Source organism: Leeuwenhoekiella sp. CH_XMU1409-2, assembly GCF_037029365.1.
In the GTDB taxonomy this organism is placed as follows: Bacteria; Bacteroidota; Bacteroidia; order Flavobacteriales; family Flavobacteriaceae; genus Leeuwenhoekiella; species Leeuwenhoekiella blandensis.
Map to the genome: position 1 here is coordinate 20650 of NZ_JAYMEI010000015.1, position 22137 is coordinate 42786.

A 22137-nucleotide genomic window follows, 5' to 3' on the forward strand; every position below is an offset into this window, starting at 1 on the left:
TAACGAAAGCTTTTGTTTAACATCTTTGAAAAAATGTTGAACATAGTTACTTTTACAATGAGCTAAAGAAAACACTTTATGGCAACTACAAAAAAAACAACCACTACTAAAAAGGCACCAAAGCTTACTGCAGAAGCTGTAATGACGATGTATATGGAATATGTTCTGGAACACGGACATCGACCTGCTTCTGTATTTAAATTTTGTAAAGAGCACAATATAGAAGAAGGAGCGTTTTATAACTTTTACGGTTCTTTTCAAGGAATTAGGGAGGCGATTTGGGTTGCTTTTTATGAAAATACCGTAGCTGTTTTACACAAAAATCAAGAGTATACAACATATCCAAACAGGGAAAAAATGTTGTCGTTCTTCTATACATTTTTTGAAGTATTGACTGCCAATCGCAGTTACGTGCTTTTTGCACTTCAGGAGCAAAAAGACCAATTAAAATCACTGGCTCAATTGCGAGATCTACGTTTAAAAGTACGTGAATTTGCAAGTGATTTGATCGAACAAAGCAATGAAGAAAAATCTTCTCGTTTTACTAAAAATCCTGTTTCAATCTTTAGTGAAGGTGCTTGGTTGCAAACGCTCTTTCTAATGAAGTATTGGATGGATGATAACTCGGCACGTTTTGAAAAGACCGATGTAGCCATTGAAAAATCAGTGAACGCAATCTTTGATGTCTTTAACACCACACCTTTAGAGAGTGTGCTGGATTTTGGTAAATTTTTGTTTAAAGAAAATTTCAGTAGAACTAAATAAAAGGTATGAAAACGATAGATCACATACCTACCAATAAACTGTCCCGTGCCTCGCAGCTCGTCAAGACTGGAGTAAAAGTTGGAGGGAATTATGCTAAATATTACAGCAAAAAAGCCTTCAATGCTAATTTAACACGAGAAGAATTAGACGATGAAAATGCTGAAGATATTTATGACGGACTTAAAAGTCTAAAAGGTAGTGCACTTAAAGTAGCACAAATGTTGAGTATGGAGAAGAATATTTTGCCAAAGGCATATGTTGAAAAATTCTCTCTGTCTCAGTTTTCAGTACCACCACTTTCTGCAGCATTGGTTAGAAAAACCTTTAAAAAATATTTAGATAAATATCCTGAAGACCTATTTGACACCTTTAAAAAAGATAGTGTGAATGCCGCAAGCATCGGTCAGGTGCATCAGGCTACATTAGATGGGAAAAAACTTGCTGTGAAAATTCAATATCCCGGTGTTGCAGATAGTATAAGTAGCGATTTGGCTCTAGTGAAGCCAATTGCTACCAGGATGTTCAATCTTAAGGGAAAGGATAAAGAAAAGTATTTTAAAGAGGTTGAAGAAAAGCTTCTTGAAGAGACCGATTATTTGCTGGAAGTAAAGCAAAGTCAGGAAATCACCAGGCAGTGTAGCATTATCCCCGATTTGCGCTTTCCTAAATATTATCCGGAGCTCTCTAGTGAGCGCATCATTACGATGGACTGGATGACGGGTGTGCATCTTAGTGAATTTACAGAAGTGAATACCGATAAAGATGCCGCAGATAAGATAGGCCAAGCACTATGGGATTTTTATATGTTCCAAATGCATCACCTAAAGCAGGTTCACGCAGATCCACATCCTGGTAATTTCCTCGTGGATGCTGATCATAATTTGATCGCTATTGATTTTGGATGCATCAAGAAAGTGCCTCAGGAATTTTATGAACCTTATTTTGAGCTTGCAAAGCCCGAAAATATAAATGATCCTGTCATTTTTAAAGAAAAGATGTTTGAACTGGAAATACTGAAGAAAGAAGATTCCCCTGAAGAAATTGCTTTTTTCTCTGAGCTATTTCATGAAATGTTGAGTCTGTTTACCAAGCCCTTTCACCTCGAGACTTTTGATTTTAGTGACGAAAGTTTCTTTGCTCAAATTGCAGACTTAAGTGATAAGTATTCAAAAGATACCCAACTTCGAAAAATGAATGGTAACCGTGGTAGCAAACATTTTTTATACATCAACCGCACATTTTTTGGCTTGTACAATTTGATGCACGATCTGGGAGCAAAGATCGAAGTGAATAATTTTGAAAAGTATTTAGACTAAGAAATAACGATTATTGGTTAGGTTGTTTTGAGAGGCGCACTGATTGGTTGAAGTTGCGCCTCTCTTTTTTTATTTGATAAAATGAGATTAAACCTAATAGCTTGTGTTGAGGTGAAATTGACTCTTACGGTTTTACCTAGATTAGAAATTTTTCTATGGCTTTTGCTACAGCATGTTCTTTATTAGTATAAGAACATACATAATCTGCAACATCCTTTACTTCTTGTGCTGCATTGGCAACAGCAACGCCAAGACCTACATTTTTGATCATCGTGGTATCGTTAAAGTTATCTCCAAATGCGATGACTTGATCTAAAGTCAAATTGTATTTTTTGCTGATCAAAGTCTCAAGAGCACTGCTTTTGTCAATGTTTTTTGGAGTAATTTCTACATACACATCTTTAGAACGGTAAAGATGGGCTTCATCTCCGTGTTTTTCTTTCAGCGTGCTGATTAGGCTATCTATAGCTCTGGGCGAACCCATACACATAATTTTATGCGGTTGTTCGTCTATGGCTTTTAAAACAGCTACGTGTTCCTTTAACGGAGTGTAAACAGGTTCTACACGCGTGCTTCTTATTTCCCGTAAGGTCCAGTAATCTGATTTTGCGGTACGCCAAGTGTCAGTACAATAGGTGCTGATGTTGTAATCATAATCCTTTTGATGTGCGATCACGGTTTCAAGAAAATCAAGAGAAACTGTCTGACTGTATAGTTTTTCACCTTTATCATCCAGTACAAGTCCGCCATTGTAACTGATGATGGGACTGCCTAAGCGACCTATTTTTTCTTGTAAATAATACATTGCCGAAGGCATTCTTGAAGAGGCTAGAATGATTGGGAAATCTTTAGGTAATTTTTCTACTGCCTGAGCAGTTTCGGGAGCGATATCGCGTTTTGCATTGAGTAGTGTTCCATCAATGTCAGAACACATGAGTTGGATTTTCTTTGTCATGCTTCAAAGATAATTCAACATGATTTTTTGCTGAAAGATTTAGATTTTTCTTATCATTTTCTCCTAACAAAAATGGAAATCAAGGCACTCAAAACGAGTCCGAAAGCAAGACTTCCTGCTACCGCTTGAATCATATAGCTTTGAAGATTGAAGAACGATGCAGCTTCTTCAGGAGTAGCTTTGCCGCTTTGGACGGCATAGGCGATTACATTTTCAAAATACTGAGGGGTAATGTACGTGCTTATGATGTATTGCGCAGGAATTGCTAAAAAAGCAATAAAAATCGTCAAAACCAATCCGCAGATAAAAGCTTGTTTAAAGGTTATGATGCCACCGTAGAAATTATTGCGCTTATCGCTTAAGGCCAAGTAATACACTAAAGCTGTAGGAAGGTATATAAGCAAGGTGTAAAGGTGATGCTTGGCAATATGCACATCGTGCCAGCCCATCAACCGCTCAAAAACCATCCATACCAAAAGAAAAAGTGTATAGATAACCGCCCATTTTAATTCTAACCTACAATTTTTCATACCAGCCTGTTTCAGCCTTAAGGCGTATTGAAGGTAGTATAAATCTAAATTATTTAAAAGTGGTGCCTTTAAATTTAGCTAATAATAGGCCTTTACTTTTCTGGCAGGTTTGATTTGCTTTTTTACATCGAAGCCTAGGTTGCGTAAACTGTTTTCCCAGTCAAGACGCGCGTAACCTTCTCGGCTACGGTTGTTTTTTAGGTATTTAATACGCTGTAAAATACTTTGAATAAAAAAGCAGTCTGTCTTGGTAAGTTCCTCTGTATTTTTCATCAGGATCGTCAGCAATTTATTGGATTGATCCAATGAAGGAGCATCCTTGTAATTGGCCACGGTTATGGGAGCAATATCGGTGCGCAACCACGCGCGCAGCTCTACTGCAGACATGTTTGTAGATTGAATTAACTCGTTGTGTAGACGTTCTTTAGAAAACAATATAATAGGATTTTAGATTGCAAAACTAGGGGTATTCTCAGGTCTCAAAAAGGCTGCAATATTAAGTTTATGTAAAGATTAAAAGCAACAGATTGCAAATAGTTATTCACAAAAAAAGTCCGGTTGTTAACCGGACTTTTTTGCTGTTTGAATTCTATAATCTTATTCATCTACAAGTACCCAATCTCCTTTGTCAAGAAGTGGAATAGCTTGTTTAAACTTCATTGTTTTGTTTTCTCCATTCATCACGTGCTTGATCGTTACTTTGTCATTACGACCTATTTTAGGGCGCTCGCGGGTGATGGTCTCGGTCACTTGTTGACGTTGAGGTTGTGTATTGCCACTTGCTGCACGGCTTTGTGCGGCGCGCTCATCAAGATTAGGGATTTCTTCTTTAGAAGTCTGTGTCTTTTCGGTTTGACGTACTTGACGTGCTTCTCTAATCTGATTTTGTTGCTGTACCGGCAATTCTCCTTTAAATAAGAAAGAAATAACATCTTTATTTACCTGATCGATCATTTGTTTGAAGAGCTCAAAAGCTTCAAACTTATAGATCAATAACGGGTCTTTTTGCTCGTGAACCGCAAGCTGCACACTTTGCTTCAATTCATCCATCTTGCGTAAATGCGTTTTCCAGGCATCATCAATGATCGCAAGTGTGATATTCTTTTCAAAGTCGGTGATGAGTTGTTTCCCTTCAGACTCGTATGCGTCTTTCAAATTGGTGACCACCTTAAGTTCTTTGTTTCCGTCAGAAAAAGGAACCACGATACGCTCATAATTGCTTTCAGGATTTTCATAAACATTACTAATGATAGGGAAGGCGAGTGCGGCATTGCGCTCCATTTTTTCCTTGTAATGTTTAAGAGCCGCCTCATAAACGGTCACTGCAAGTTGTTTTGCAGACGAACTCGCAAATTGGGCTTCATCAACCGGACTGCTCATCGAGAAGAAACGAATCAGCTCAAACTCAAAGTTTTTGAAGTCCTGCGCCATTTTATTGGTTTCGGCGATCGCTTCAGAAGTGTCGTAGATCATATTGGCGACATCTACGCGTAGACGCTCCCCAAATAATGCGTGATAGCGACGCTTGTAAATCACCTCACGTTGCGCATTCATCACATCATCATACTCCAAAAGACGCTTACGTACACCAAAGTTGTTCTCTTCAACTTTTTTCTGTGCACGCTCGATAGACTTAGAGATCATTCCGTGCTGGATTACTTCACCTTCCTGAAGCCCCATACGATCCATCATTTTAGCGATTCGTTCAGAACCGAATAAACGCATCAGGTTATCTTCAAGCGACACGTAGAACTGAGAACTACCTGGATCTCCCTGACGTCCAGAACGACCACGCAACTGACGGTCTACACGACGCGAATCGTGACGTTCGGTACCTATGATCGCAAGACCACCTGCATCTTTAACTTCATTACTTAATTTAATATCGGTACCACGACCCGCCATATTGGTAGCGATCGTAACCTGACCGGCGTTACCTGCATCGGCAACAATATCGGCTTCTTTTTTATGCAATTTTGCGTTCAATACGTTATGCTGAATCTTACGCATTGAAAGCATTCTGCTCAAGATCTCAGAGATTTCTACCGAAGTTGTACCGATAAGTACCGGTCTTCCGGCCTCTACCATTACTTGTACCTCGTCTATAACCGCGTTATACTTTTCACGTTTGGTCTTATAAACTTTATCATCTCTATCATCTCTGGCAATCGGGCGGTTGGTAGGAATTTCAACAACGTCCAATTCGTAAATTTCCCAGAATTCGCCGGCTTCTGTTACTGCAGTACCCGTCATACCCGAAAGTTTACGGTACATTCTAAAGTAATTCTGAAGCGTTACCGTTGCAAAAGTCTGGGTAGCGTCTTCGATCTTTACATTTTCTTTTGCTTCGATCGCCTGGTGTAAACCATCGCTGTAACGACGCCCGTCCATAATACGACCGGTTTGCTCATCAACGATCTTCACTTTATTGTCCATCACCACATATTCGGTGTCCTTTTCAAATAAAGTGTAGGCTTTTAACAGCTGGTTCATCGTGTGAATACGCTCACTCTTTACACTGAATTCTCTAAAAAGCTCTTCTTTCTTTTCAGCTTCTTCTTCGGTAGAAAGATTTGCGTTTTCGATCTTGCTGATCTCAACGCCCATTTCTGGCATAATGAAGAAATTAGGATCTTCTTTTCCAGACAAGTGATCGATACCTTTATCGGTTAATTCGATCTGGTTGTTCTTTTCGTCAATGGTGAAATATAATTCAGAATCAATCACGTGCATCTCGCGATTGTTGTCTTGCATATAGTGGTTTTCAGTCTTCTGTAAAAGTTGACGAATTCCTTCTTCACTTAAATATTTAATCAGGGCTTTATTCTTTGGAAGACCACGGTATACGCGTAATAAAAGAATAGCACCTTCTTTAGTATCGCCTGCTGAAATAAGCTTTTTTGCTTCGGCTAAAGTTCCTGTGAGTTGTTGACGCTGAAGGCTTACTAAGCTATCGATTTTTGGCTTCAACGCATCAAACTCGTGTTGATCTCCTTTTGGTACAGGCCCTGAAATGATCAATGGCGTACGCGCATCATCTACTAATACCGAATCGACTTCATCGACGATCGCATAGTTAGGGGCACGTTGTACCAGATCGTTTGGTGCGTGCGCCATATTATCGCGCAAGTAGTCAAAACCAAACTCGTTGTTGGTTCCATAAGTAATGTCTGCAGCATAGGCTTTTCTACGAGCAGCAGAATTAGGTCTGTGGTAATCGATACAGTCTACGGTAAGACCGTGAAAGTTGAAAAGTGGTGCCATCCACGCACTATCACGTTTGGCTAGATAATCGTTAACGGTTACCAAGTGTACTCCGTTCCCGGTAAGTGCGTTAAGATAAACCGGAAGCGTTGCCACAAGGGTTTTACCTTCACCGGTTTGCATCTCTGCAATTTTACCTTGGTGCATCGCCACACCACCTATAAGCTGTACATCGTAATGAATCATATCCCAAGTGATGGGCTTTCCGGCAGCGTCCCAGCTGTTTGACCAGATCGCATCATCTCCATCAAGCTGAACATAATCGTGCTCGGCACTCAGTTCGCGATCAAAGGCACTTGCTGTTACTTTTAATTCTGGGTTATGAACAAAGCGTTTTGCTGTCTCTTTAACCACAGCAAAAGCTTCTGGAAGAATATCGTTTAAGACATCTTCACTTATTTTATAAGACTCGTCTTTTAGCTTGTCGATCTCTGCATAAATCTCTTCTTTACGGTCGATGTCCTCCGTTTCGTCTGCTTCTTTCTCTAATTTCAATAAAGAGGCGTTAGTATCGGCAAGAGCGTCGGCGATTTTTGCTTTAAATTCTATAGTTTTTTGTCGTAACTCATCGTGTGATAAGGCTTCAAGCTGCGCTTCAAAACTTTTTATTTTATCAACAATAGGTTGAATTGCAGCGACATCTTGTTTGGATTTGTCACCTACAAAAACCTTCAATACTTTGTCTAATAATCCCATAATTGGTTTTTTCTTTTATCCCGGCGAAACCTATGGTTTCGATTTAAAGGGAAAAATTAATGTCATCTAATCCTGAAGTCTCAGGATCTATTTTCATTTTTTAGTATGAAAATATATTTATTCTTCTGAAGAATTTTTAAAACTGAATTCCTCTTTTTTGCACTTCAAATTTAAGCAAAAAAAAAGCCTCATAGCGAGACTTCTTTATGTTTACAATGTTGTAAAATCTAGTATTCATCCTCATTCCAGAGGTAGTCGTCTTCAGACGGGTAGTCTGGCCATATTTCGTCAATCGAATCGTAAGAGTCCCCTTCATCCTCCATAGCTTGTAAGTTCTCAACAACTTCTAATGGTGCTCCCGTTCTAATTGCATAATCAATCAATTCATCTTTGGTTGCAGGCCAAGGTGCGTCGCTCAAATGAGAAGCTAGTTCTAATGTCCAGTACATAAGTTAACGTATTTATTTTTTTTGCAAAAATAAATTTATTAACGTAAAATCCAAGAAAATTGAATGTTAATTCAAAATTATTTTTATGAACGTCTGTAATCTCTTGTGATTACGAGGTTTAGGCTTCAGTTTTGGAGGTTTTACTCCTTCTTTTCAGGAATCCATTTTATTTCTTCAGCCTGCAAATCTTTAGACAACTTCCGTGCCAGTACAAAGAGATAGTCAGAAAGGCGGTTTAAATATTTAAGTGCATTTTCTTCAAACGGAACTTCCTGATAAAGAGCGGTTGCGAGTCTTTCCGCTCTGCGGCATACCGCGCGTGAAATGTGACAGAATGACACCGTTTGATGTCCGCCGGGTAGGATAAAATGGGTCATTGGCGGTAGCTGCTCGTCCATTGCATCCATTTCTTGTTCTAAGAATAGAATATCGGCCTCGCTTACCTTATCAATATTTAAGCGCTCTTTTCCATTTTTTAGAACAGCCTTTTCAGGATCTGTTGCCAGAATAGCGCCAATTACAAATAGTTTCTCTTGTATACTAATCAAAGAAGCTTTGCTGTGCGCGTCAATTTCCTGATCGCGTAGCAGGCCTAAATACGAATTGAGTTCGTCTAAGGTGCCGTAGCTTTCAATGCGTATGTTGTGCTTAGATACCCGTGTGCCGCCAAAGAGGGCGGTAGTACCTTTATCTCCGGTTTTGGTATAGATTTTCACAGCTTAGTTTTTAGGAGTTTGATTCTTTTTCACGCTCATTTTTAAGCTTGAAGTAATCGGTTTTAAAATTCCGTTTGCGACGGTCTCTTAATTTACTTTGATTGCGTTTATTGTTTGCCATCACAGCTAAAAAAAGCACAGCCAAAACAACAATGATGAGTATAGATTGAAAATTATCTGGAATAAAATCGAGCATAGGTTAAAGGTACTTAATTTAAAACAGCATTTGCAATAGTGCTATTCCATCGCGTGTTTTGCATAATTACGCCACTTCTCGATGCAGGCTTCCATATCTTCAGGGATCGCACTGTCAAAACGCATCCATTCCCCTGTTTTTGGATGTTCAAAGCCTAGGGTTTTTGCGTGTAAAGCTTGTCTGGGCAAAACTTTAAAGCAATTTTCTACAAACTGTTTATACTTGGTAAAGGTGGTTCCTTTTAAGATCGCATCCCCGCCATAGCGCTCATCGTTAAAAAGCGTGTGTCCTATGTGCTTCATATGCACACGAATTTGATGCGTGCGGCCGGTTTCAAGCTTACAGGAGATTTTGGTCACATAGCCTAAGCGTTCTAAGACTTTATAATGTGTCACAGCTTCCTTACCTTGATCGCCGTCCTCATAAACCGTGTTTTGCATACGGTTTTTAGGGTGACGGCCTATATGCCCTTCAACAGTGCCTTGGTCTTCTTCGACATTTCCCCATACGATCGCGATGTACTCGCGCTCACTGGTTTTATCAAAAAACTGTTTGGCCAGATGCGTCATAGCCTCCTCGGTCTTTGCGACTACGAGAAGTCCGCTGGTGTCTTTATCTATGCGATGCACCAGCCCGGGTCTGCCGCTGCTATTTTCGGGCAGGTTGTCAAAATGATAGATCAATGCATTAATGAGCGTACCACTGTAATTACCGTGACCGGGATGTACGACCATACCGGCGGGTTTATTCACCACAAGCAGTGTGTCATCTTCAAAAACAATATCTAACGGAATATCTTCAGGCGTAAGTAAAAATTCATAAGGCGGATGCTCAAAAAGTACCCGAACCACATCATTGGCTTTTACTTTATGATTTTGTTTTACAACGGCTCCATTCACCTGAATGTTGCCATTTTTTGCGGCTTGCTGAATTTTATTACGCGTCGCTTTCTCAATAAAATTCATCAGAAATTTATCTACACGCAGCGGCTCTTGGCCTTTGCCCGCAGTAAAGCTGTAATGCTCATACAATTCATCGTCCTGCTCATCAGGACCTTCGGTTTTAAAATCCTGCATCGTCTAAATCTTCAGCATCATTAATTACATCTTGTGCAGCATCGCCAGAAGTGCGGTAGCTGCCTTTTCCATTACCTACAACCAGATCAATGACCGAAGTTTTCCGCAGGGGGTCGCCTACTTTAAGGGTTTTCCCGTCGTGGCGCAATTCAAGTACTTCGTCAGAACTTATATGATCGCGATAGTCAATTTTTCCTATTTTGAATCCAAGGGCAAGCAGCGTAGGTTCTACCTGACGTTGTGTTCTACCTACCAATTCTGGGATTTCAATTTTTCGGTATCCTGATGGATTTAAAACCAAATAGATTTTTCGGCCTTCTTTTACAAATTTTCCTGCAGCCGGATTTTGCTCAATTACAGAAAAGGTTGGGAAATCTGGATTGTAATTTGAAGAGTCGATCACCACATAATTCAAGTCGGCATTCTCGAGCTCTTGCTGCACGAGACCTAAAGACATTTTGCTAAGGTCTGGCACCGCGATACGCTGGTCGTGATTTGTTGATGCGCGTAGCCAATACAGCAGTCCAAAAACAAGAAGAACGAGTGCCAGTAACGCCAGCAAGAGCTGTTTTAAAAACACTTTGCTGAATATAAATTTAAAGAATCCCATAGATAGCGAATTTGCGGCTACAAACTTAGTTTAAAATTGGCTGACGCTCAATTGCAATCATTTTTTTTGCCTATTTATTCTAAAAATAACGTTCTTTGAAGCCTTAAAGTACTCGGTAAACCGAGCTTAATTAAAATTGTTTTTTCAATAGCTGAAGATGACCAGAAAGTCATCTTATTACTAGATAACGTAAAGCTTTCATTTTTACTATGTCAAAAAAAAATATTGCAGTCGTGATGGGTGGATTCTCAAGTGAGGTGAATATCTCGATCTTGAGCGGGAATACGGTTTGCAAGCACTTAGACCAATCAAAATATAATGTATTTCCTATTCATATCTTGAAAGAAGGATGGTTTTGCAAACACGCAGATCACAAGCCTATTCCTGTTGACAAGGCTGATTTTTCTATAAATGTAGAGGGTACTAAGATTACTTTTGACTGCGTCTTTAACACCATTCACGGTACGCCTGGAGAAGACGGAATTTTGCAGGCCTATTTGAAGCTTTTGAATATTCCGCAGACGGCGTGCAATTATTATGAGGCTGCGCTTACCTTTAATAAGCGGGATTGCATCGGTGTGTTGAAAGCCTACGGAATCAAAACCGCAACCAATTATTTGCTGAATAAAGGTGATGCGATCCATGCGACTGAAATTTTGGAGCAAGTAGGTTTGCCTTGTTTTGTAAAAGCCAATAAAGCGGGAAGCAGTTATGGGGTTTCTAAAGTTTATGGTGCCGAAGAACTAGAAGGAGCGATCGAAGTGGCTTTTAAAGAAGATGATGAGATCATTATCGAATCCTTTTTAGAAGGAACCGAAGTTTCGGTGGGTGTGATCAATTATCAGGGAAACGTCATGGCGCTTCCGGTGACGGAAATTGTAAGCGACAATGACTTCTTTGATTACCAGGCAAAATACGAAGGTAAATCGCAAGAGATCACACCGGCAAGAATCACCGATGCGCAAACCGAAGCCGTACAACGCGAAGCTGAAAAGGTGTTCAAGATCTTAAAGCTGAAAGGGCTTACCCGGGCAGAATTTATATTCCATAATGGAGAGCCGCATTTTTTAGAAGTAAACACCACACCGGGATTGAGTCCTGCGAGTATCATCCCGCAGCAGGCAAAGGTGGCAGGGATAAGCTTGCCAGAGTTGTTTGATAATGTTATTGAGCAAGCGATGCGTGATAGAACGTCTCAGTAGGCAGTCCCAGTAAACAGTAGATAATCTGAAAAGCAACTTTTTTAGGCACCGCCAATGGGCTGAATATTTTATAGACTTTAAGCAACCTTAAACCACAAGCTTCAAACGCTCCAGTTTTTGTACCTTTAATTTTGAACTTTAAACATTGAATTCCTAATTATGAAACGCGCAGTATTTCCGGGATCATTTGATCCGCTTACTTTAGGACATTATGATATTATCGAGCGGGGCTTAAAGCTTTTTGATGAGATCATTTTAGCGATCGGGGTCAATGCCGATAAGAAATATATGTTCACTTTAGAGCAGCGCGAGCGTTTCTTAAAAGAGTCGTTTAAAGACGAACCCAAGATCAAAGTCATGACGTATCAAGGGCTTACGGTTGATTTTTGTAATGCTACAGATTCCGGCTTTATTCTTAGAGGTTTGCGCAATCCGGCAGATTTTGAGTTTGAGAAGGCTATTGCGCATACCAACAGAAAGCTGGCGCAAATAGAAACGGTATTCTTGCTCACTTCTTCAGGTAAAAGTTATATTTCTTCTTCCATCGTGCGTGATGTTATTCGCAATGGCGGGGATTACACCGGCTTGGTGCCAGACGCGGTACGCGTATAAAGTTTTGCAACATTAGCACATAGATCAGGTCATTATGCAACAGACCTGATTATGCCAAGACCTTTACTCCCTGTTTTATTTTTTCTGCTAAGTTTTAGTTTTCAAGCTCAAGAAACTAAGGGTAAAGTATATGCAAATGATAAACCGCTAGAAGGCGTACTTATTATCAACAAGACTCAAGATGTCATGACTTCGACCAATGCGCAGGGAGATTTTAAGATCGCTGCTGAACTTGGAGATTCTTTGATCTTTAGTTATTCCTTTTTTAAGACACAAATTCATAAAATAGAGCCCTACCAGCTTGAAGAGATCTGGGTAGTCGAATTGAAAGAAAACCGAAATGAATTGGATGCCGTGACCATCACTGCAACTAATTCCGTTAAAGAGTTTAGTGTTGAAGAGTACGATAAAAACTTCAATTTCTGGCTGAAAAAAGATATTCAGGAAAATCCGGGAATGTACAGTCCGAATCCTACCGGAGGAGGGATAGATTTTATCGCGATAGGAAAAATGGTATGGAATTCGATAAAGAAAGATAAAAAAGAAAAAGCAGAAGATCCTAACCGGTTTAGAATCTTAAAATTAGGCGAACTTGAAGCATTCTTTAAAAAAGACGCTTTCTTCAATCAGCAACTTTTGAGAAATCAATTGTCGATCACCGGAGAAGAAGAGCCCTTGTTTTTTGATTATTGTTTAAGTAGAAAAATAGATGCGCGTCTTTTGCAAGAAAAGAATCAAATGCGCTTTTTAGAGTATCTGCTTAAGACCAGTTCCGATTTTCATAAACAGGCACAAACTAATTAAGCTAACTTCGCAACCTAAATTGTTTTGATGAGATTTATATACATTCTTCTAGGCTTCAGTTTGCTTTGCGCTGGCACACTGCGTGCTCAAAATACTTCAGGAAAAGTATATGCGGGCGATAAACGCGTTCCCGGTGTTTTGGTGCAAAACCTGACGCAGCATAAAAGTACGACGACTACAGATGAAGGAGATTTTAGCTTAGCTGCGCGATTAGAAGATTCTTTGGTTTTTAGTGCGCCTTTTATGGAAACCCAGGTTTTTGTAGTAGAACCCTATCAGCTCGAAAAGATCTGGGTGGTTGAACTTAAAGAGAACCTGAACGAACTCGACGAAGTGCGCCTTACCGAAGCGCCGAAGGAGAAGAAATTTGACGTCAAAGAATACGATAGTATTTTCAACAGCAGGATTCAGAATGATATCAAAAAGAACCGCCAGTTGTACCGACCGCCTAACAGTACCAATGGTGTTGATTTTATGGAGTTGGGACGGCTTTTTTTAAGTCTGTTTAAAAAAGACCCTTCCAAACAAAAGGAAAAATATGCTCCCATTACTTATAAACAATACCGGGTGCTCTTTGCTACCGATGATTATTTTAACCGGGAGTTTTTAGTCGAACAACTGGGAATTGACGCGTATTACCACAATCTGTTTTTTGAGTACTGTGATGCGATGCAATTGCCGGGCAATCTGCTAGAACCTGAAAATCAATTAGACCTTTTAGATAAATTCATAGCACTCGCTGACAGCTTTGAAACCGAACTCAACAAATTTGGTGAAAATGGAATGAAACTCTCTGACGGAAATTAGTTTTAAAACAGCTTCACGTTTAATCCGGTATAGAAATTTACAGGTTCTCCGGGATAATAATAACGTGGTGCTGCACCACCAAATCCTGTAGCATTAGGCAATATTTGTGCAGCATAATCGGTGTCAAAAACATTGTTTACGCCGGCAAAAATTCGGGTTTTTACTTTAGCAAAAAGATCAAAACTATAATCTGCCCGAAGGTTCACCAGATTGTAAGCATCGCTATAAAGTGTATTGGCGTCATTCAACGGAATGCTTCCGGTGTAACGGTAATTGATGTTGAACTTAAAACGGTTTTGAAAAGCCACATCCAGGCCGAGATTGATCACCTGATCTGCAACTCCGGTAAGCTCGTTTCCGCTATAATCTTCATCATTATCTACAAAGGCATCAAACGAATAGTCATTCAGCGCTAAAGACCCATACGGCTGAAGCGACCATGCTGGCGTTAAATTTTCACGATAATTGATTAAGAATTCAATCCCGTTATGATCGGTAGCGCCTGCATTGCGACCCACGTATTGATCATTACCCACGCGTTCGGCAACAAGGAGATCATTAACTTGTACCGTGTACAAAGCGAGCTCTGTGTAGAGTCTATGATCCAGCCATTGTGCTTTCAGCCCTAATTCATAATTGAAACCGATCTCAGGTTTGATTTCAGGATTTATAGCGCCTTCGGGAGTCAGCGTTTCGGCAACTGTGGGTAAAGAAAAGCCACGACTTATCGAGGCATAGATAAATTTATCATTAGCCACCTCGTAACTCAGGCCGGCTTGTGGTAAAAAGATTCTGGGATAGGTGTACACGCCGCTGTTATCGACATTACTTTCGTTAAGGTGATCGTCCAGACGGTATCTGCTGTGGTTGTAATTCAGTCCTAAATCCGCTTTAAACTTTGGCGTAAGCTGTAGACTTAATTGTGCGAAAAGATTTAAGTATTTGCGATCTTGTTCTTGATTGCTAAAGCGATTGCCTTGCAGACTTCCGTTACCGTTGTTTTCTTCATATAAATTCTCAAAGAGTTGCGCTTGATAATGCTCATCAAAATATTCGACTCCAATACTGCTTTTTCCGGGAATATTGAATAGCGAAAACTGCGAATTTAAACTGCTTCGAATACCAAACGCAAAAGAATCTTCATCAAGAATATCAAAAGGCCGGGGTTCATACCCATCACGGTAATTGGCGAAAACACTGGTTTGCCAGCTATTGTTGGCATTGATGTCCCATTTATAAGCAAGCCCGGCTAAAGCTTTGTCGTAAGATTCATAACCTTGGGCTTGCCCCCAAGTGAATGCGGCATCCTCGGGACTGTTTTGCAAGGTTTCAGCATTTACAGAACTTGGGATGAATGCTTTTAAACGCGTATAATTTCCGAAGAAAGAAAGCGAACTCACTTCGTTAAGTTGTGTTTTGGCATAAGCGGTAAGCGTGTTTCGGTTGTAATTGCTGTTGGCTCTAAAGCCATCTTTCTCGAGATGATTATAACTTACAAATCCGCCGGTTTCACGATTACCAAGCATTGCAGTGATTCCGCTTTTAAAAAGACCGTAAGCACCTGCGATCCCATTCAACCTAATCCTGCTATTTTCTGGTTTTGGTTTGATTACTGAAATATTGATCGCGCCACCCAATCCGGCTCCGTAGCTGCTGCTCGCGGGGCCTTTGATAATCTCCATACGTTCGATCAGGTTGAGGTCTATATCTTCTAAGGTAGTTTCTCCTTCTCCGGTAGTCAAGGGAATACCTTCAATATAGGCCTTTACGCGATTTGTGGAATATTGACTACGCGCTCCTAGGCCTCTGATGCTGATGCGACTGGTGTTGAGCGCACCTTGCTGCATTTGAATTCCCGGGTTTTTATTGAGCTCATTAGCGATGGAAAGTTGGTCACCACGCTGAAAATCTTCAGCCGTAATGCTATTTACCGCCGCAGGAATACGTTGCAATTTGTCTTGAATAGGCGTGGAGGTGATGATAACTTCACCTAAGGTGTTGCGTACAAAAACAGAGTCTGTTGCTGTTTTCTCTTGCGCAAATACACATCCGGAAAACAACAACAGACCTAAAAGAATATTTTTCATAAAGTACTCGCTAATCGAGGATGGAAATTCTAATGAACTTCAAAAATACTAAAACATATACCCACTGCTTGGCACCGCCGAAGGACTAAATGCCAAGAAGTTTTATATGGGTTAGTTTATTCTGCAGAAACACGCCAGATCGCTCCGCCGTCATCATCATTTACTAATAAGGAACCATCGGGAGCAACTGTGGTTGCCACCGGGCGACCATAAACTTCGTTTCCGTTTTCATCAGGAATAAACCCGGTTAAAAAGTCAACAGGTTCTTTGGGAATTCCATTTTCAAATGGAATAAAAACTACTTTATAGCCAGAAAAAGGTTCGCGGTTCCAAGACCCGTGTTGTCCTACAAATGCTCCGTTTTGATACATTTCCGGGAATTGATCTGCAGTGTAAAACGTAAAGCCTAAAGAAGCGGTGTGCGGTCCTAAAGGAACATCAGGAATGAGGGCTTGATCTACTAAATCCTGATGCGGATCGTCTTCCCATCGCGGATCATTGATTTGCCCGTAATAGCTGTACGGCCACCCGTACCAGCCACCTTTTTTAACGCTCGTTGCATAATCGGGAACTAGGTTATTACCCAATTCATCGCGCTCATTTACGGCCGTCCAAAGATCACCGGTCACCGGATTCCAATCCATTCCCACAGGGTTTCTAAGTCCGGAAGCATAAATGATCTCTCCGCTACCATCAGGATTCACTTCAAGAATATTGGCGCGACGTTCTTCTTTTTCCATTCCTTGTTCTCCCACATTACTGGCAGATCCTACCGAAATATAGATTTTATCTCCGGCTTCGTTGGTGATGATATTCCGCGTCCAGTGGTTGTTGTAACCACTCGCTGAAAGCTCAACGATTTTCTCGCCTTCACCTTCTAACTTGGTTTGGCCTTCGGTGTATGGAAAGCGGTACAAACCATCGGTGTTTGCAATGTAAAACGAACCGTCTAAAACTAGCATTCCAAAATTTTGGTTGAGGTCTTCTTTAAAAATATAGCGTTCGTCGATAGCTCCGTCAGCATTTGTGTCTCGTAACAAGGTGATTCTGTTGGCGCTGTCTTTGGTGTTCGATTCAGCAACAAAAATATCATTGTTGGGTGCAACATAGGTCCATCGGGGATGCTTTAAGGAGTCGGCAAAGCGTTCTACTTTAAAACCTTCGGCAGCTACCGGTGTTTTTCCGGCAGGCCAAGCAACTACCTTACTTTCTTTAGTAACCGATTCTGAAGCAAAAGGAGCGGGGAGTTCTAAAGGTCCTACAGTCGTTTCAACAGTTACAGGACCATTATCGGCAAGTTCTTCCTGTTTATCTTCAGAAACCGATTTATCATTTTTACAACCGGTGAGCAAAACGAGACCGGCTAAAATATAGAGGTATGTTTTCATAGTTTGAGATTTTATACGAAAATAAGACTTTAGCGAGCCAGCGATCTGCAGCAGTGCCAGATTAATATAAGTTTAACGGCTTCTGAAATGCCGCGTGTTAGCGAAATCCTTTGCGTAACAGCTTGATTGGTAAACTCTAGCCATTACAGGCGTATCCTGCTGTGATGTGCTTGCCCTTCTCATTAAAAAAGCTATTTTTGCAGCCGAATTGAGCAGGGTTTTAACCTGCTAAATAACAGTGCATTTCAAGTGCGATTCTTGATTTTTTTGACTGTTTACCCCAATAAAAAACACACGCTTTTTGCACAAAACTACTTCATGAAAAAAGTATTTAACTTATTTGATTTAACTCAAAAGGTCAATTACAAAACTGAAATTCTAGCCGGTCTTACGGTTGCGATGACCATGATTCCTGAATCGCTTTCTTTTGCGATTCTAGCTGGTCTTCCTCCTTTGATGGGTTTATATGCTTCTTTTATTGCAGGCTTAGTGACCGCGATTTTTGGTGGCCGTCCTGGGATGATCTCGGGAGGAGCAGGAGCCACCGTGATCACCCTGATCGCGTTGATGAATTCCCACGGTTTAGAATATGTTTTGGCGGCTGTAGCACTTGCTGGAGTCATCCAGGTATTGATCGGACTCTTTAAACTGGGGAAGTTTATTCGTCTGGTGCCGCATCCGGTGATGTTTGGGTTTGTAAACGGTCTGGCTATTGTGATCTTTATGTCGCAGATCAAGCAATTTAAAACCATAATAAATGGGGAAGTAGCGTGGTTAACCGGTACACCTTTATTAATTATGGCAGGTCTGGCTGCACTTACAGTATTGATCGTGATTTTTCTTCCGAAGTTGACAAAAGCGGTTCCATCTTCTTTGGTTGCTATAATTGTGGTTTTTGCGTTGGTGTATTTCTTCGGAATTGACACCAAAACGGTTAAAGATATCGCTTCGGTAAGCGGTGGTTTCCCTCCGTTCCATATTCCTGAAATTCCTATTTCTTATGAAACTTTAAAAGTGATCGCTCCGTATTCTATGGTGATGGCGGCAGTAGGACTTACTGAAGGTTTGCTTACCTTGAATCTTGTCGATGAGATCACACAAACCAAAGGAGACGGAAACCGGGAGTGTATCGCTCAAGGAAGTTCTAACCTACTCAACGGATTTTTCTTCGGAATGGGAGGTTGCCCGATGATCGCACAAACCTTGGTGAATCTTTCAGCGGGATCCAGAGCGCGTTTATCTGGTATTATCGCTGCATTTACCATTCTTATTATTGTATTATTCGGTGCGCCGGTTATTGAAAAAGTTCCGATGGCGGCACTCGTTGGGGTGATGATTATGGTAGCGGTAGGAACCTTTGAGTGGGCCACGCTGCGTATTTTCAATAAAGTACCTAAAAAAGATATTTTCTTGGTGATCATCGTGGCTGCTATCACCGTTATCTTGCACAACCTTGCACTGGCCGTGTTGGTTGGTGTGATTCTTTCTGCCTTGTTTTTTGCCTGGGAAAGTGCCAAACGCATTCGAGCTAGAAAATATGTAGACGATGAAGGAACCAAGCATTATGAGATCTACGGACCGTTATTCTTTGCCTCGACCACCAATTTTACAGAGAAGTTTGATATCCTGAACGATCCCAACAAGATCATCATCGATTTTAAAGAAAGTCGGGTAGCAGATATGTCGGCTATCGAAGCCTTGAACGTGGTGACCAGCCGTTATCATAAACTGGGCAAGACCGTTTATTTACGACACTTGAGCCCCGATTGTCGCCGTTTGCTGAAGAATGCCGAGGCGATCATTGATGTGAATATTATCGAAGATCCTACCTACAATCTGGTGGGCAGCGATGCAAAATAGCGCACTAAAAAAGCCGATACGTTAAGTATCGGCTTTTTTAGTTTTTGGTGGTTAGCCCAAGCGTTTAGTGCTTGTTTTGTTGGTCTTTGATGGTTTTTTCATCAATATCCACTTTATTGGTGTTCTTTTTACGATCTCCAAGGCTGCTTGTAGGATCGCTGTCTTTCTGGTCTACTGTTCGTTCAAATTTCTTATCCATAATAGTTTTCTTTTTTTGTTGACCTCAAGATAAGAAGTACAGCTGTTAATTATTGATAAGAACTTGCTAAAAGCGGGTTAAGACTTAGGGTCTAATGCTTTTAATAAAGCCAGAAATGCCCTCAATACCCTTTTCGGTAAGCGTTTTGATAAATGCTGAACCTATAATGGCACCCTGAGCGGTTTGTGTTGCTGCCTTAAAAGTTTCCTCATCTTTAATACCAAAACCTACGATCTGTGGATTTTTCAGATTTAAAGCAGCGATGCGCTCAAAATAATCGGTTTGAACATTGCTGAAGCCCGAAGTTTTACCTGTAGTACTTGCACTGCTCACCATGTAAATAAAACCATCACTTGCTGCATCGATCTGTCTGATGCGCTCATCTGAAGTTTGAGGCGTGATCAAAAAGATCATCTTAAGACCGTATTTTTCAAAAGTAGCTTGATAGTGTTCTTCATATTCCGCAAGCGGAAGATCTGGCATGATGAGTCCGTCTATGCCTATTTCTGCACAGGTAGCGCAGAATTTTTCAACACCATACTGAAGCATGGGATTAAAATACCCCATCACGATCAACGGAATATCAACGGTTTTCCTAATGTCTTTGATCTGATCAAAGAGCTTTGCAGTGGTCATTCCGTTTTTTAAAGCTGCGGTAGAACTCTCCTGAATCGTGGGCCCATCTGCTAAGGGATCGCTAAACGGTAAACCGATCTCGATCATATCAACTCCTGATTTTACAAGCTCTTCAATAACTGTTGTGGTGTCTTCCAGTTTAGGATAACCCGCGGTGAAGTATATAGAAAGCAACTTTTTACCTTCTTCTAATTTCGTATTTATTCTGTTCATAATAATATGTTTAGTCATTTCCGTCCTTCGACTCTCGCTCAGGATAAACTTTAGGCGGAAATCTCTCCAATTCAATTCAAGTTTTAATTACGTTGTGCTCAGCGGAAATCTTTCCAGTCTAATTCTAATTCCAATTATATGCTCAGCGGAAATCTTTCAAATCCAAGTCAAGTTTTAAATATGTTGTATTCTACAGAAACCTCATTCGTCTAGCATCCAACTCAGATCGTTCCAATCAGGATTCATTTCGTTGATCAGATTTTCTTTCCAGGCTCTATTCCATTTTTTGAGCTGTTTCTCTCTTTTAATGGCATTTTCGACATAAGGGCTCGATTCAAAATAGAGGAGTTTTTCAACATTGTACTTTCTTGTAAATCCTTTATTGCTCTTTTGTTTATGCTGTTTAAGTCTTCTTTTTAAATCACTGGTAACTCCAATGTAAAGCACTGTGTGGTTTTTATTTGTAAGAATATATATGTAGAATAATTCTTCCATTTAAAATGTGTGCTTACATTCAAGGGATTTCCGCCTTCGCGGAAATGAAAAATTCAAACGCGCTTAAGCGAGTTTGAAGTAATCTATAAATGTACTTAGATCCTTATCTCCTCTACCACTCAAATTCACGACCACGATATCCTCTTTTTTAAACTTGCGTTCTTCAAAAATCGCCAAAGCGTGAGACGATTCGATCGCGGGGATGATCCCTTCCAGTTTACACAATTCAAGACCGGCTTGCATCGCATCGGCATCGGTGATGCTGATGAACTCACCTCGACCGCTTCTAAATAAATGTGCGTGCATAGGTCCAACTCCGGGATAATCGAGACCTGCAGAAATCGAATACGGCTCGGTGATCTGTCCGTCATCGGTTTGCATCAAGAGGGTTTTGCTTCCGTGAATGATCCCTTCTTTACCCAAGGCTGAAGTTGCGGCGCTTTCCCCGGAATTTATTCCTTTTCCGGCGGCTTCTACTGCGATGATGCCAACTTCGGGAGTGTCAAGGTAATGGTAGTAAATCCCGGCTGCGTTACTTCCGCCGCCTACACAAGCCACAACATAATCAGGATTTTCACGCCCTTCTTTCTCAAGCAATTGCTTTTTTACTTCCTCAGAGATCACACTTTGAAAACGCGCCACCATATCGGGATAGGGGTGAGGCCCAACCACACTACCAATAATATAATGCGTATCGGTTGGATTGTTGATCCAATCCCGAATCGCTTCGTTAGTGGCGTCCTTTAGGGTTTTACTACCAGATTCTGCAGGAACTACCGTAGCGCCCAGCATTTTCATTCGGGCTACGTTAGGCGCCTGACGTTTGATGTCTATCGCTCCCATGTACACAATGCATTCTAAGCCCATCAACGCACATACGGTAGCCGTAGCCACCCCGTGCTGACCGGCACCGGTTTCTGCGATGATGCGGTTTTTACCCAGACGCTTGGCCATCAAGATCTGACCGATGGTGTTGTTAACCTTATGCGCTCCTGTATGACACAGATCCTCGCGTTTGAGATAAACATTTGTCCCGTATTTTTCAGAAAAACGCTTAGCATAATAGAGTGGAGTAGGACGCCCTACATATTCTTTTAAAAGTGCCTTAAATTCCTCTTGAAAATCCGGCTCCTGCATCACTTTTATATAATTCTGACGCAGTTCTTCTACATTAGGATATAGCATTTCTGGGATGTAGGCGCCGCCAAAATCTCCATAATATCCTTTTTCATTTACATTGTAGTTCATAATTCTATATTGA

The 22137-nt window shown here is 40.8% G+C and carries 22 protein-coding genes; 7 read left to right on the forward strand and 15 right to left on the reverse strand.

Annotated features, from left to right (window positions below):
* Nucleotides 1–78 precede the first annotated feature (78 nt).
* Together WA338_RS14805 and WA338_RS14810 are read left to right on the forward strand one after the other, a co-directional pair.
* Complete coding sequence (locus tag WA338_RS14805) at nucleotides 79–765, forward strand: TetR/AcrR family transcriptional regulator (protein WP_336093906.1); 687 nt, start codon at nucleotides 79–81, stop codon at nucleotides 763–765.
* 5 nt (nucleotides 766–770) lie between these two features.
* Nucleotides 771–2081 (forward strand): ABC1 kinase family protein, encoded by a 1311-nt coding sequence (locus WA338_RS14810; RefSeq protein ID WP_336093908.1) that lies wholly within the window; start codon nucleotides 771–773, stop codon nucleotides 2079–2081.
* A 136-nt stretch (nucleotides 2082–2217) separates the two neighbouring features.
* Here the strand turns inward: WA338_RS14810 and WA338_RS14815 are convergent, their stop codons facing one another.
* The 9 genes from WA338_RS14815 to WA338_RS14855 all read right to left on the reverse strand — a co-directional run bounded on the left by WA338_RS14815 (nucleotide 2218) and on the right by WA338_RS14855 (nucleotide 10573).
* Nucleotides 2218–3036 carry a Cof-type HAD-IIB family hydrolase gene (locus WA338_RS14815; protein WP_336093910.1) on the reverse strand — a complete coding sequence of 273 codons (819 nt, stop codon included), beginning with the start codon at nucleotides 3034–3036 and terminating at the stop codon, nucleotides 2218–2220.
* A 53-nt stretch (nucleotides 3037–3089) separates the two neighbouring features.
* Nucleotides 3090–3566: a DUF4199 domain-containing protein gene (locus tag WA338_RS14820; RefSeq protein ID WP_336093912.1), complete on the reverse strand. Its 477-nt coding sequence runs from the start codon at nucleotides 3564–3566 to the stop codon at nucleotides 3090–3092.
* 78 nt (nucleotides 3567–3644) lie between these two features.
* On the reverse strand, nucleotides 3645–3953 hold the full coding sequence (locus tag WA338_RS14825) for a hypothetical protein (protein WP_336093914.1): 309 nt from the start codon (nucleotides 3951–3953) through the stop codon (nucleotides 3645–3647).
* 210 nt (nucleotides 3954–4163) lie between these two features.
* Nucleotides 4164–7526, reverse strand: coding sequence for a preprotein translocase subunit SecA (gene secA / locus WA338_RS14830; protein ID WP_336093916.1), 3363 nt, complete (start codon nucleotides 7524–7526; stop codon nucleotides 4164–4166).
* 227 nt (nucleotides 7527–7753) lie between these two features.
* Complete coding sequence (locus WA338_RS14835) at nucleotides 7754–7975, reverse strand: DUF2795 domain-containing protein (RefSeq protein ID WP_009781131.1); 222 nt, start codon at nucleotides 7973–7975, stop codon at nucleotides 7754–7756.
* Between the two features lie 140 nt (nucleotides 7976–8115).
* Complete coding sequence (locus tag WA338_RS14840) at nucleotides 8116–8691, reverse strand: cob(I)yrinic acid a,c-diamide adenosyltransferase (RefSeq protein WP_336093919.1); 576 nt, start codon at nucleotides 8689–8691, stop codon at nucleotides 8116–8118.
* Between the two features lie 10 nt (nucleotides 8692–8701).
* The gene (locus tag WA338_RS14845; RefSeq protein ID WP_009781129.1) at nucleotides 8702–8887 is read right to left on the reverse strand and encodes a hypothetical protein; all 186 of its coding nucleotides are present in this window, start codon (nucleotides 8885–8887) and stop codon (nucleotides 8702–8704) included.
* A gap of 41 nt (nucleotides 8888–8928) precedes the next feature.
* The gene (locus WA338_RS14850) at nucleotides 8929–9963 is read right to left on the reverse strand and encodes an RluA family pseudouridine synthase (protein WP_009781128.1); all 1035 of its coding nucleotides are present in this window, start codon (nucleotides 9961–9963) and stop codon (nucleotides 8929–8931) included.
* Nucleotides 9950–10573, reverse strand: coding sequence for a PASTA domain-containing protein (locus tag WA338_RS14855; RefSeq protein ID WP_336093923.1), 624 nt, complete (start codon nucleotides 10571–10573; stop codon nucleotides 9950–9952). The genes WA338_RS14850 and WA338_RS14855 overlap by 14 nt, the downstream gene beginning before the upstream one ends.
* Before the next feature lie 209 nt (nucleotides 10574–10782).
* Between WA338_RS14855 and WA338_RS14860 the strand changes: the two genes are divergently transcribed.
* The 4 genes from WA338_RS14860 to WA338_RS14875 all read left to right on the forward strand — a co-directional run bounded on the left by WA338_RS14860 (nucleotide 10783) and on the right by WA338_RS14875 (nucleotide 13998).
* The gene (locus WA338_RS14860; protein WP_336093925.1) at nucleotides 10783–11775 is read left to right on the forward strand and encodes a D-alanine--D-alanine ligase; all 993 of its coding nucleotides are present in this window, start codon (nucleotides 10783–10785) and stop codon (nucleotides 11773–11775) included.
* Between the two features lie 159 nt (nucleotides 11776–11934).
* Nucleotides 11935–12387 carry a pantetheine-phosphate adenylyltransferase gene (gene coaD, locus WA338_RS14865; protein ID WP_009781125.1) on the forward strand — a complete coding sequence of 151 codons (453 nt, stop codon included), beginning with the start codon at nucleotides 11935–11937 and terminating at the stop codon, nucleotides 12385–12387.
* Nucleotides 12388–12438: 51 nt separating this feature from the next.
* The gene (locus tag WA338_RS14870; protein ID WP_009781124.1) at nucleotides 12439–13191 is read left to right on the forward strand and encodes a carboxypeptidase-like regulatory domain-containing protein; all 753 of its coding nucleotides are present in this window, start codon (nucleotides 12439–12441) and stop codon (nucleotides 13189–13191) included.
* 27 nt (nucleotides 13192–13218) lie between these two features.
* Nucleotides 13219–13998: a hypothetical protein gene (locus tag WA338_RS14875; protein WP_336093928.1), complete on the forward strand. Its 780-nt coding sequence runs from the start codon at nucleotides 13219–13221 to the stop codon at nucleotides 13996–13998.
* A gap of 2 nt (nucleotides 13999–14000) precedes the next feature.
* Here WA338_RS14875 and WA338_RS14880 read toward each other — a convergent pair whose 3' ends face one another.
* Together WA338_RS14880 and WA338_RS14885 are read right to left on the reverse strand one after the other, a co-directional pair.
* On the reverse strand, nucleotides 14001–16085 hold the full coding sequence (locus WA338_RS14880) for a TonB-dependent receptor family protein (protein ID WP_009781122.1): 2085 nt from the start codon (nucleotides 16083–16085) through the stop codon (nucleotides 14001–14003).
* 116 nt (nucleotides 16086–16201) lie between these two features.
* Nucleotides 16202–17473, reverse strand: coding sequence for a PQQ-dependent sugar dehydrogenase (locus tag WA338_RS14885; RefSeq protein ID WP_336093930.1), 1272 nt, complete (start codon nucleotides 17471–17473; stop codon nucleotides 16202–16204).
* Nucleotides 17474–17791: 318 nt separating this feature from the next.
* Between WA338_RS14885 and WA338_RS14890 the strand changes: the two genes are divergently transcribed.
* A complete protein-coding gene (locus tag WA338_RS14890; protein WP_273016336.1) occupies nucleotides 17792–19333 on the forward strand; it encodes a SulP family inorganic anion transporter in 1542 nt (513 codons plus the stop codon).
* Nucleotides 19334–19397: 64 nt separating this feature from the next.
* Here WA338_RS14890 and WA338_RS14895 read toward each other — a convergent pair whose 3' ends face one another.
* The 4 genes from WA338_RS14895 to trpB all read right to left on the reverse strand — a co-directional run bounded on the left by WA338_RS14895 (nucleotide 19398) and on the right by trpB (nucleotide 22124).
* Nucleotides 19398–19532, reverse strand: a complete 135-nt coding sequence (locus WA338_RS14895; protein WP_009781119.1) for a hypothetical protein — start codon at nucleotides 19530–19532, stop codon at nucleotides 19398–19400.
* Between the two features lie 84 nt (nucleotides 19533–19616).
* Nucleotides 19617–20381: a tryptophan synthase subunit alpha gene (gene trpA / locus WA338_RS14900; RefSeq protein WP_336093932.1), complete on the reverse strand. Its 765-nt coding sequence runs from the start codon at nucleotides 20379–20381 to the stop codon at nucleotides 19617–19619.
* A 201-nt stretch (nucleotides 20382–20582) separates the two neighbouring features.
* Complete coding sequence (locus WA338_RS14905; RefSeq protein WP_009781117.1) at nucleotides 20583–20876, reverse strand: GIY-YIG nuclease family protein; 294 nt, start codon at nucleotides 20874–20876, stop codon at nucleotides 20583–20585.
* Nucleotides 20877–20939: 63 nt separating this feature from the next.
* Complete coding sequence (gene trpB, locus WA338_RS14910; protein ID WP_336093935.1) at nucleotides 20940–22124, reverse strand: tryptophan synthase subunit beta; 1185 nt, start codon at nucleotides 22122–22124, stop codon at nucleotides 20940–20942.
* Nucleotides 22125–22137: the final 13 nt, after the last annotated feature.

What these genes read in the sequence shown, in the direction of transcription:
- WA338_RS14805 (WP_336093906.1), top strand. Translation starts at nt 79, where the DNA reads ATGGCAACTACAAAAAAAACAACCACTACTAAAAAGGCACCAAAGCTT.
- WA338_RS14810 (WP_336093908.1), top strand. Translation starts at nt 771, where the DNA reads ATGAAAACGATAGATCACATACCTACCAATAAACTGTCCCGTGCCTCG.
- WA338_RS14815 (WP_336093910.1), bottom strand. Translation starts at nt 3,036, where the DNA reads ATGACAAAGAAAATCCAACTCATGTGTTCTGACATTGATGGAACACTA.
- WA338_RS14820 (WP_336093912.1), bottom strand. Translation starts at nt 3,566, where the DNA reads ATGAAAAATTGTAGGTTAGAATTAAAATGGGCGGTTATCTATACACTT.
- WA338_RS14825 (WP_336093914.1), bottom strand. Translation starts at nt 3,953, where the DNA reads ATGTCTGCAGTAGAGCTGCGCGCGTGGTTGCGCACCGATATTGCTCCC.
- secA (WP_336093916.1), bottom strand. Translation starts at nt 7,526, where the DNA reads ATGGGATTATTAGACAAAGTATTGAAGGTTTTTGTAGGTGACAAATCC.
- WA338_RS14835 (WP_009781131.1), bottom strand. Translation starts at nt 7,975, where the DNA reads ATGTACTGGACATTAGAACTAGCTTCTCATTTGAGCGACGCACCTTGG.
- WA338_RS14845 (WP_009781129.1), bottom strand. Translation starts at nt 8,887, where the DNA reads ATGCTCGATTTTATTCCAGATAATTTTCAATCTATACTCATCATTGTT.
- WA338_RS14850 (WP_009781128.1), bottom strand. Translation starts at nt 9,963, where the DNA reads ATGCAGGATTTTAAAACCGAAGGTCCTGATGAGCAGGACGATGAATTG.
- WA338_RS14855 (WP_336093923.1), bottom strand. Translation starts at nt 10,573, where the DNA reads ATGGGATTCTTTAAATTTATATTCAGCAAAGTGTTTTTAAAACAGCTC.
- WA338_RS14860 (WP_336093925.1), top strand. Translation starts at nt 10,783, where the DNA reads ATGTCAAAAAAAAATATTGCAGTCGTGATGGGTGGATTCTCAAGTGAG.
- coaD (WP_009781125.1), top strand. Translation starts at nt 11,935, where the DNA reads ATGAAACGCGCAGTATTTCCGGGATCATTTGATCCGCTTACTTTAGGA.
- WA338_RS14870 (WP_009781124.1), top strand. Translation starts at nt 12,439, where the DNA reads ATGCCAAGACCTTTACTCCCTGTTTTATTTTTTCTGCTAAGTTTTAGT.
- WA338_RS14875 (WP_336093928.1), top strand. Translation starts at nt 13,219, where the DNA reads ATGAGATTTATATACATTCTTCTAGGCTTCAGTTTGCTTTGCGCTGGC.
- WA338_RS14880 (WP_009781122.1), bottom strand. Translation starts at nt 16,085, where the DNA reads ATGAAAAATATTCTTTTAGGTCTGTTGTTGTTTTCCGGATGTGTATTT.
- WA338_RS14885 (WP_336093930.1), bottom strand. Translation starts at nt 17,473, where the DNA reads ATGAAAACATACCTCTATATTTTAGCCGGTCTCGTTTTGCTCACCGGT.
- WA338_RS14890 (WP_273016336.1), top strand. Translation starts at nt 17,792, where the DNA reads ATGAAAAAAGTATTTAACTTATTTGATTTAACTCAAAAGGTCAATTAC.
- WA338_RS14895 (WP_009781119.1), bottom strand. Translation starts at nt 19,532, where the DNA reads ATGGATAAGAAATTTGAACGAACAGTAGACCAGAAAGACAGCGATCCT.
- trpA (WP_336093932.1), bottom strand. Translation starts at nt 20,381, where the DNA reads ATGAACAGAATAAATACGAAATTAGAAGAAGGTAAAAAGTTGCTTTCT.
- WA338_RS14905 (WP_009781117.1), bottom strand. Translation starts at nt 20,876, where the DNA reads ATGGAAGAATTATTCTACATATATATTCTTACAAATAAAAACCACACA.
- trpB (WP_336093935.1), bottom strand. Translation starts at nt 22,124, where the DNA reads ATGAACTACAATGTAAATGAAAAAGGATATTATGGAGATTTTGGCGGC.